This window comes from Streptomyces sp. URMC 123 (genome assembly GCF_051386515.1).
Classification (GTDB): Bacteria; Actinomycetota; Actinomycetes; order Streptomycetales; family Streptomycetaceae; genus Streptomyces.
In genome coordinates this window covers 1-8,849 of record NZ_JBPQTV010000271.1, presented here as the reverse complement: position 1 = coordinate 8,849, position 8,849 = coordinate 1, and the positions used below count along the sequence as shown (strand labels likewise).

Below are 8,849 nucleotides of genomic sequence, written 5' to 3'. Positions count from 1 at the left end.
GGGGGGGGGGGGGGCCCCCCCCCCCCCCACCCCGCCTCGCCGTCAGGCCGGCGCGGCCGCCCTGCGTGCCGCCGCTCCTCTGGCCTCGGTGACCGCCAGCCCGGCGACCGCCGTGAGCAGCAGCGCGGTGCCGAGCACCGTGGCGGTGGTGAGCCGCTCATGGAGCAGCACGACGGCGATCACGGCCGCGCTCACCGGCTCGATCAGCATGATCACCGATGCGGTGGCCGCCCGGACGACGGCGGCGCCGGCGAAGTAGAGCGCGTAGGCGAAGGCCGTCGGAACGGCCGCCACATAGCCCAGCAGCACCAGGACGCGGCCGAGGTCGGCGCCGTGCGGCAGCAGCCCCTCGCCGAGGGCCAGGGGCAGCAGACAGACCGCGCCCACGGCGAACGCCCAGGCCGTGGTGGTACTGGCGTCCGCCGCCCCGCCCGACAGGCCCATCCAGCGGGTGAGCAGGGAGATGACGGCGTACGCCGCGGCGGAGAGCAGGGACAGCGCCACCCCGAGCGGGCGCACGGTGGCCCCGCCGCTGCCGGCCACCAGGATGAACAACCCGCCGAGCGCACCGGCCACGGCCGCCGCGCCACCGAGGCCGAGCCGCTCGCCCATGCCCCAGCGGGCGCCGAGGGCGATGAGGACGGGTCCCGCCCCCAGGGTGACGATCGTGGCGACCGCGAGCCCGGTCGCCTGGACCGCCGCGAAGTAGGCGGTCTGGAAGACGGTCAGGCCCACGCCGGTCACGGCGACGCGCAGCAGGCGCCGCCCGCGCGGCTCGACCTGGCGCGGGGCGGTTGCGCCCACCGCGCGCCCCGGGCGCAGGGCCCGGACGGCGAGCAGCACCGCCAGGCCGCCCACGTAGCGCCAGAACGACAGGGCGATCGGCCCCAGATCGCAGATGCGGTACAGCAGGGCCGCGGCGGCACCGGCGGTGCCCCAGGCGACAGCGGCGACGGACAGGTAGAACAGGCCTCGCCCGACGGGCAGGCCGACAGCACTCTTCGACACGGGTGCTCTCTCCAGGGAAGAACTCGGAAGGGGTCGCGTGACGGCGAGCGCGGGCAGCGACGACCCGCTCGGGGCACGGCCCGAGCCGGGTGTTCCAGGTCTTCCGGGTCTTCCGGGTCTTCCGGAGTGCGACGACCGCCCGCGCTAGGCGACGGGCGGCGAGAGCGGGAGAGCGATCGAATGCATGATCGGCACACTAGATCGCGTGTGCCGGGCGGGCAACCGAAAAGACGGGGTGTGGGTTGACGCGGCCGGCCTCGCGCCGGGGAGCGGACCGAGCGCGGAGCCCGTACCGGGGCCGGCCGGCCCGTCGCGTACCTGCGGGCCGCGCTCCATGGCCCGCGCTCACGGGCCGTGGTTCCCGGCTCGCGTGCCAAGGGCCGCGGTCCACCGTCCCGCCCCGCAGTCGACGAGCCACAGGCCGCAGCCCACAAGCCGCAGGCCACGAGCCGCGGCCCGTAGCGCGCGGGCGGGGCCGCGCCGCGTCAGGCGTCCACGGCCGGGGCCGCGTCCAGGCGCGCGAGCAGCGCCTCCACGTCGACCCCCGCGCGCTGGAGCACCTCCACCGCGCGGCAGCCCCGGTCGGCGGCGAGCGCGGCGAGCAGATCGGGGCCGGTGACCTCGCGCGCGCCCCGGGCCGAGGGGCGCCGCAGCGCGCGCTCCAGCGCCCCGGCGGCCGCCGGCGACCAGCCGATCCCCGCGGCCGTCCGGAGGACGGGGACCGCGCCCGAGTTCTCCACGGCGCCCCGCCAGCGCAGCCCGTAGCCGATGGCGCGCTGGGCGAGATAGCCGAGCAGCCGGGCGATCTGCCGCGGCCCGCCGTCGAAGGCGGCCCGCGCCTCGCCGTCCAGCTCCAGCAGGCTGTGGAGCAGATGGGCGGTGTCGACCTGGCGGTCGCCGTCGCGCACGGCGCGCCGCCGGGCGCCGGAGACCACGGCCGCCGTCAGGGCACCGAACCGGTCGTCGAGGCCCGGCCCGCGGTGGGCCGGTCCCCCGCCGCCGGCCGGCGCGGCCGCCGGTGGCGCCGGCGGGTACGAGGGCGTCGGCGGTTCGGGCCGGGGTGTCCGTCTGTGCACCCCTCCACCTCATCAGGTCGTACGGAGATCGGCATCCCCGGCGGGAGGCATTGTCAGGTCCCACCGAGGTTGTGCGCCGGGGAGCCCGTTCTCCTCCTTACGGATGAGAACGCACGCGCCTCGAACGACGTCCCGTCCCCCTTCCGCTAGGTCAGCGTGAGCCGCGCCGTGCGATCGCCCACGCGGAACTCGTACGCACCACGTTCGACACGGGGCGTACCCGACCCGTCCAGGTCCCCGGGGGTCACCGCGAGCGCCCGCTCGGGGACGGTGAGCCGCAGGTCCCGGGACTCCCCGGGCGCCAGCCGCACCTTGGTGAAGGCCACCAGCTTGCGCGGCGGGGCCAGCACCCGGCTCACCGGGCGCGCCACATACACCGGGACCACCAGGTCACCGGCGCGCTCCCCGGTGTTGGAGACCCGGACCGCCAGCCGGATCGGGCGGCCCGCCGGGAGGGACGTGCCCGGCGCCGTCAGGGAATCGACGGAGAAGGTGGTGTAGGAGAGGCCGTCGCCGAAGGCGTGGGCCGCGTCGTACGAGGACTCCGCCCCGGCGTTGGTGCCGGGCAACTGCTGGTAGTACATCGGCTCGTTACCGACGCGGCGTGGCCAGGAGACCGGGAGTCGCCCGCTCGGTTCGGCCGCGCCGAAGAGGACGTCGGCCACCGCGTGCCCGCCCTCGGTGCCGGGCAGCCAGGCCATCAGCAGGCCCTCGGTGCCCGCCGCGTCCCCGAGCGCCAGCGGGCGCCCGGCGATCACCACGAGGACCACCGGCCTGCCGCTCGCCCGCACCGCCTTCACCAGCGCCTGCTGGTCCGCGGACAGCTCGGGCCGGGGGTTGTCGGCCTGCCCTTCCGCGGCGGCCCGCTCCCCCACCACGACGACGGTCAGATCGGCGTTCCGGGCCTGCTCCGCGGCCTCCTCCGCCGTTCTGGCGCGCACCACCTCGGTGCCCTCGGGCGCGGCCGCCTCGATCCCCTCCAGAACGGTGGTGCCGGGCAGTTCCACGCCCTCGGGGACCCCCTGCCAGCCGACGGTCCAGCCGCCCGCCTGGCTCGCGATGTCGTCGGCGTACGAGCCGGCCACGACGATCCGGCGGGCGGAGGCCGGCACCGGCAGGACGCGGCCCTCGTTGCGGAGCAGCACCTGGGACTCGGTCGCCGCGCGCCGCGCGAGGTCCCGGTCGGCGCCGAGCACGGCGGCGTCGGCCCGGTCGGCGTCGACGTACGGGTTCTCGAAGAGTCCCAGTTCGAACTTCAGGCGCAGGACGCGCGCGACGGACTGGTCCACGCGGCGCTCGCTCACCAGCCCGCGCCGGATCGCGGTGCGCAGCCCGTCGGCGAACTCCTCGGCCTCGAAGGGCTCCATCGCCATGTCCAGGCCGGCGTTGACGGCGAGCGCGATGGCCTCCGGGTAGTCGGCCGCGATCCGGTACTTGGTGTGCAGCGCCCGGACGTCCTCCCAGTCGCTGACGGCGACCCCGGTGAAGCCCCAGCGCTCCCGCAGCACGGTGGTGAGCAGATGGCGGGAGGCGGTGGCGGGAACGCCGTTGAGGGCGCCCGAGTTGACCATGACGGTCTTCGCGCCGGCCTCGACGGCCGCGCGGTAGGGCGCGAGCAGGGTGTCCTGGAGATAGCGCGGGGAGACGTCGGCGGGGGCCCGGTCGTGGCCGTTGAACGGCTCGGAGTAGCCGCCGAAGTGCTTGACGGTGGCGGCGACCCGCTTGGCGCCCCGGGCCTCCTCCAGGCCCTTGGTGGCCGCGGCGGCGAGCTCGCCGGCGAGCAGCGGGTCCTCGCCGTAGGTCTCGTAGTAGCGGCCCCAGCGCTGGTCGCGGGCGAGGTCGGCGACGGGTGAGAAGTTCCAGTCCATGCCGGTGGCGGCGACGGCCCGCGCGGTGGCGGCGCCGGTCTCCCGCACCAGGCCCGGGTTCCAGGTGGCCCCCAGGCCGATCTGGTGCGGGAAGACGGTGGCGCCGAGCACGTTGTTGTGGCCGTGGACCGCGTCGACCCCGTAGAGGACGGGGATGTGCAGCCGGGTGCGCTCCACGGCGTACCGCTGCACGGCGTTGACCATCAGCGCCCAGTCCTTGGGGGTGTTGCGCGGCGGCCCCATGCCGCCGCCGGAGAGGATCGAGCCGACGGCGTGGTCGCCGAGGACGGTCCTCAGGCAGCTCTCGGTGAGCTCGCCGCCGCTCCAGCGGCAGTCGCCCTGCAGGCGGATGACGGCGATCTGGTTCATCTGCCCGATCTTCTCGTCCAGGGTCATGCGGCCGAGCAGATCGGCCACCCTGCGGTCGACGGGCGCCCCGGCGTCGCGGTAGAGGGGGCCGTCCGCCTCGGCGGGGAGGGAGATCAGGGCCGCGGCGCAGGCGGTCACGGCGGCGAGGACGGTGAGCCGGCGCAGCCGGCCGGAGTGCGGGCGACGACCCGGGTGCGGGCGGCCGAGGTGGGGGCGGCCGGGAGAGCGGACGGCTCTCCACCGTACGGTGCGTACGGTGGCCCGCGCGCCCGCGGACGCGAACGCGGAGAACGGCGTGCGCGAGAGGGTCGCGCGCACCAGGGACAGGGACACGGGGAGCAGTTCCATGACGACACTCCGTTTCCGTCGGCGCCCGGAGTCTGTCCACGCCCTGACACGGCGTCAAGATGGCCGCGCCCGCGCCCGCACACGCTTGCCCGTCAGTCGTCCTCGGCGAGGATCAGGTAGAGATCCTTGCGGGCCTTGTTGATGACGGCGAGCGCCTTCTCGCGCTGCTCGGGGCTGCCGGTCGCCCAGACCTGGCGGAAGGCGTCGACGAGCGCGCCCCCGGCCTTGCGGATCTCGTGCATCGCCTCCCGGTCGGCGCCGCGCCCGGCCGCGTCCCAGGGGGCCTCGGGCCCGGCGCCGGCCTCGGCCCGGCCGGCCTCGGTCAGCTCGAACAGCTTCTTGCCGCCCTCACTGACGCTGGTGATCAGCCCCTCGTCCTCCAGCAGCTGGAGGGTCGGGTAGACGGAGCCGGGGCTGGGCTTCCAGCCGCCGCCGCTGCGCTCGGCGATCTCCTGGATCATCTCGTAGCCGTGCATGGGGCGGTCGGTGAGCAGCGCCAGGATCGACGCGCGGACATCACCGCGGCGGGCGCGCCCGCGCGGTCCGCCGCGCCCGCGCCCCGGCCCGCCGAAGGGCGGCCCGAACGCCCCGAAGGCCGCCCGCCGCTGCTCCCGCTCGCCCCAGGCGCCCCGCTCCGGCCCGCGGCCCCGGCCACCACGCCCGCGCTCGTCCGGGCCGTGTCCATGAATACGCATCGCAGTGTCCCTTCGTCGGTGATCTGTCGCGATACGTCAACGATATATCGCCGACACTCGCCCGGCAAGGGTCTCGTCGAACACCGCCAGTTGTCCCGTCTCTGTCGATCTGGTCCCTGTCTCAGGTGATCTGGTCTGGTTCGCTCGTCGTCTCAGGTGATCTGGCCCGTTGACGCTGCTCATGTCACGCGAGACCTCACGCCGCACGCCGTGGAACCCCGGGATTTCGGTGAACGGCAGGCGCCAATATGGTGTGCCGATGACGTCGATCAAGAAGTTCCAAGTCACCTTCGACTGCGCAGAACCTGAGCGCCTCGCTCGTTTCTGGTGCGAGGTGTTGGGGTACGTCGTACCGCCGCCGGAGGGGTTTGCCGCTTGGGATGACTTCAAGGTCTCGCAGCCACCTGAGCAGCGGGATTCTTGGTTCGCCTGCATTGATCCCTCAGGTGTGGGCCCGCGGCTGTACTTCCAGCGCGTCCCCGAGGGGAAGGCCGTTAAGAACCGGGTGCATCTTGATGTGCGGGTCGGCACGGGACTCGTGGGTGAAGAGCGCCTCGCCGCACTTGAGGCCGAATGCGCACGGTTGGTCCCGCTTGGCGCGGTACACGTGCAAACGCTGTACGACGGCAACGATGCGTGCATCCCGATGCTGGACATCGAGGGCAACGAGTTCTGTATCGACTGAGGGCCGCGAACGTGTCCCCGTTCTGTGCCATACGAGAGGAACTGGTCTGTGGTCTCAAGTGATCTGGTTCTCGCGGTGTACGGAACGGGTGGTCGCTCGATGGGGTGACGCCTTCTGTGTCCGGGGCATGGCGTCGCGCCGGGTGGCCGACGCTCACAGCGAGGGGCATGGGCGTTGGGGAGGTGGCCGTGAGCGAGCCTGCGCAGTCGGGAGCCGCCTTGGGTTACGAGTCGTGGATCGAGCGGGATGCCGCGATGGCCTTGGACTTCGACCCTGCTGTGGTGGCCTTGGCCTCGCAGCCGTTCTGCTTGTCCTGGTGGGATGGCGATCGGGCTCGTCAGCACACTCCGGACTACTTTGCGCGGCTGGCCGATGGCACCGGTGTGGTGGTCGATGTCCGGCCGGAGGGTCTCGTCGACGAGGAGGCCGGCGAGGTCTTCGCGTGCGCTGCCGTCGGGCCTCGGTGGCGGATGCCTTGCGGGAGGTGTTCGCCGAGCCTCAGCTGCTGTTCACCGGTGCTGACCGGGTCGGGGACAAGTACGCGGTGCTGCCGGCGCTCTACCACCTGCTCTGGCGGAACGAGCTGACGGCCGATCTGGTCCCGGCTCCGCTGGACGGCGGGACGGTCGTCGGCCTGGCGGCGGGGAGGGCATCGTGAGGTCTGCGCGTCCCGGGCGGTTGCGGCTGGGTGACCGGGCCAGGTTCGAGAAGAGTACGTACACGATCGTCGCGCTCACCGGAATGCGGGTCCGCCTGGCCGACGTTCATGGCACGGGCATGCTCGTCGACCAGGTTCACCTCCAAGGGGCTGAGGACTTCGCTGCCCTGGGCACCGCAGAGCGGGCCACGCGACCCGGCCCGCCGGTCGCTGGCCGAGCGTGAGCGGGCGAAGGCCGCGGAACTGGCCGCACGGGGCGAGGAGGTCAGTGCACGGACGGTCAAGCGCAAGCGGCAGCGTTACGAGGCCGGCGGGGTTGCCGCGGTGGCGGACCGCCGTCTCGCGCCGCACGCTTCGCTGCTGGGCCGGGCTGATCCTCGGGTGTGGCGGCGATGCGTCAGGTCGTTGCCGAGAGTGTCCCGGCGTCCACTCGCACGATCGAGTACGCGCGCTGGCGGACCGGCCGCATCCTGACCGCCGAGCACGGCGAGGACGTGGTGGAGATGCCGTCGCGGGCGACGTTCTACCGCCTGTTCGCGAAGCTGTCCGGCGGCGTCTCGGTGACCGGGTCGGCCCGCACTCGCCAGTCTCTGGCCAACCAGCCGGAGGGGCCGTTCCGTTATGAGCAGGTCGCGGCGCCGGGCGAGTTGATGCCGGCCCGGCCGGCACCGGCAAGACCACCGCTCTGACCCAATTCGGCAAGACCGTCGAAGCCATCGACCGGCGTCAGCACCCCGGCGTCGGCGGCCGCATCCCCGTTGTCTATGTCACCGTCCCGCCCGCCGCGACCTCGCGCATGCTGGCCGTGGAGTTCGCCCGTTTCCCCGGCCTGCCCGTCACCGTCCGCGCCAACATCACCGACGTCATCGAGGCTGTCTGCGGGGTTCTGATCGACGCGCGGGTCACCGTCGTCTGTGTCGACGAGCTGCACAATCTCTCCCTCGCGACCCGCAGCGGAGCCGAGGTCTCCGACACCCTGAAGTACTTCTCCGAGCGCATCCCGGCCACCTTCGTCTATGCCGGAGTAGATCTGGAGGCGAAGGGCCTGTTCAACGGCACCCGGGGACGGCAGATCGCGGGCCGGTTCGGGGTCATCGAAACCGTCGCGTTCCCCCGCACCGAGGAGTGGACCGGCCTGGTCACCACCCTGGAAGAGGCTCTGCGGCTGCACCATCACCGGCCGGGAACCCTGGAAGGGCTGGCCCACTACCTCCACGAGCGCACCGGCGGCATGATCGGGTCGCTGTCCCACCTCGTCCGCGGGGCCGCCCTCGATGCGATCCTGGACGGCACCGAGAGGATCACCCGCAAGTCCCTGCAGAACGTGAAACTCGACCGCGCGGCCGAGACCCGGAAGTCCAAACCGGCCTCATGAGCATCGCCGAGAGCGGCGTGATCAGCGGGAACCTCCGCCTGCTGCCCGTCCAGGTCCGCCCGCGAGGCGGCGAAGGAGTCCGGTCGTTCATCGTTCGCCTCGCCCACGCAAACCACTTGGTTCCGGGCTATCTGCGGATGTTTCTCTGCGAACCGCCCGATGATCGAGGCCTCCCGAGTTGGTCGCGGCTGGCGGCCGTCACGGGCCGCGATCCGGACTTCCTGCGGATCACGCTGGAGACCCGACACTGTCTGGAGTGCGGGGCCGCCATGCCGCCTCTCGGCATCCTTGGACGTCAGGCTCTGCGTTGTTCGCAGGCTTGCCACCAGAAGGCATACCGCAGACGCCACCCGTTCAGCGAGTGGCTGCGAGTGCCCTGTCGGCAGTGCGGCGAGACCATGCGGGTCAGGCCCGGACGGCGCCGCCCCCTGTGCTCATCGCGCTGTCGTCGGGACGCTTATCTCGAACGACAGCGACGTCGCCGAAAACGATCCGACCAGACCGGGGAAACCGAACCACCCCTGTGTCCCATCTGTGAGCGTCCTTTGCCGCCCGGGAGTCCTTCTTCGAGACGGAGAACGTGTTCCCAACCGTGTCGTCAGCGGGCATACCGCTGGCGAAGTGCATCACCGCCTCGCCCTGTTCCCTCCCCGGCTGAAGCAGCGGAACCCCCGACGCAGCCCCCGTCACCACGGGTCTGCGAGATCTGCTCGGCCACACGGCCGGGGGGGGGGGGGGGGGGGGGGGGGGGGGGGGGGGGGGGGGGG

Annotated in this window: 8 protein-coding genes; 4 read left to right on the top strand and 4 right to left on the bottom strand. The window is 73.1% G+C overall.

Annotated features, from left to right (window positions below; genetic code table 11):
- Positions 1-42: 42 nt before the first annotated feature.
- From ACSNOD_RS24355 to ACSNOD_RS24340, 4 genes are all read right to left on the bottom strand, one after another.
- Entirely contained in the window at positions 43-1,008 is a 966-nt protein-coding gene (locus tag ACSNOD_RS24355; protein WP_436769176.1) for a DMT family transporter, read from the bottom strand.
- Between the two features lie 485 nt (positions 1,009-1,493).
- Positions 1,494-2,084 (bottom strand): Clp protease N-terminal domain-containing protein, encoded by a 591-nt coding sequence (locus tag ACSNOD_RS24350; RefSeq protein ID WP_436769175.1) that lies wholly within the window; start codon positions 2,082-2,084, stop codon positions 1,494-1,496.
- 146 nt (positions 2,085-2,230) lie between these two features.
- Positions 2,231-4,669, bottom strand: a complete 2,439-nt coding sequence (locus ACSNOD_RS24345) for a glycoside hydrolase family 3 N-terminal domain-containing protein (RefSeq protein WP_436769174.1) — start codon at positions 4,667-4,669, stop codon at positions 2,231-2,233.
- A 92-nt stretch (positions 4,670-4,761) separates the two neighbouring features.
- A complete protein-coding gene (locus tag ACSNOD_RS24340) occupies positions 4,762-5,364 on the bottom strand; it encodes a PadR family transcriptional regulator (protein ID WP_436769173.1) in 603 nt (200 codons plus the stop codon).
- Positions 5,365-5,623: 259 nt separating this feature from the next.
- Here ACSNOD_RS24340 and ACSNOD_RS24335 point away from each other — a divergent pair, with 259 nt between their 5' ends.
- The 4 genes from ACSNOD_RS24335 (at position 5,624) to ACSNOD_RS24320 (ending at position 8,082) form a co-directional block, all read left to right on the top strand.
- On the top strand, positions 5,624-6,049 hold the full coding sequence (locus ACSNOD_RS24335; RefSeq protein WP_436769172.1) for a VOC family protein: 426 nt from the start codon (positions 5,624-5,626) through the stop codon (positions 6,047-6,049).
- A gap of 463 nt (positions 6,050-6,512) precedes the next feature.
- A complete protein-coding gene (locus tag ACSNOD_RS24330; RefSeq protein ID WP_436769171.1) occupies positions 6,513-6,707 on the top strand; it encodes a hypothetical protein in 195 nt (64 codons plus the stop codon).
- A gap of 392 nt (positions 6,708-7,099) precedes the next feature.
- Positions 7,100-7,396, top strand: a complete 297-nt coding sequence (locus ACSNOD_RS24325; protein WP_436769170.1) for a hypothetical protein — start codon at positions 7,100-7,102, stop codon at positions 7,394-7,396.
- Positions 7,393-8,082, top strand: a complete 690-nt coding sequence (locus ACSNOD_RS24320) for a TniB family NTP-binding protein (RefSeq protein WP_436769177.1) — start codon at positions 7,393-7,395, stop codon at positions 8,080-8,082. The genes ACSNOD_RS24325 and ACSNOD_RS24320 overlap by 4 nt, the downstream gene beginning before the upstream one ends.
- Positions 8,083-8,849 lie beyond the last annotated feature (767 nt).

What these genes read in the sequence shown, in the direction of transcription:
- ACSNOD_RS24340 (WP_436769173.1), bottom strand. Translation starts at nt 5,364, where the DNA reads ATGCGTATTCATGGACACGGCCCGGACGAGCGCGGGCGTGGTGGCCGG.
- ACSNOD_RS24335 (WP_436769172.1), top strand. Translation starts at nt 5,624, where the DNA reads ATGACGTCGATCAAGAAGTTCCAAGTCACCTTCGACTGCGCAGAACCT.
- ACSNOD_RS24325 (WP_436769170.1), top strand. Translation starts at nt 7,100, where the DNA reads ATGCGTCAGGTCGTTGCCGAGAGTGTCCCGGCGTCCACTCGCACGATC.
- ACSNOD_RS24345 (WP_436769174.1), bottom strand. Translation starts at nt 4,669, where the DNA reads ATGGAACTGCTCCCCGTGTCCCTGTCCCTGGTGCGCGCGACCCTCTCG.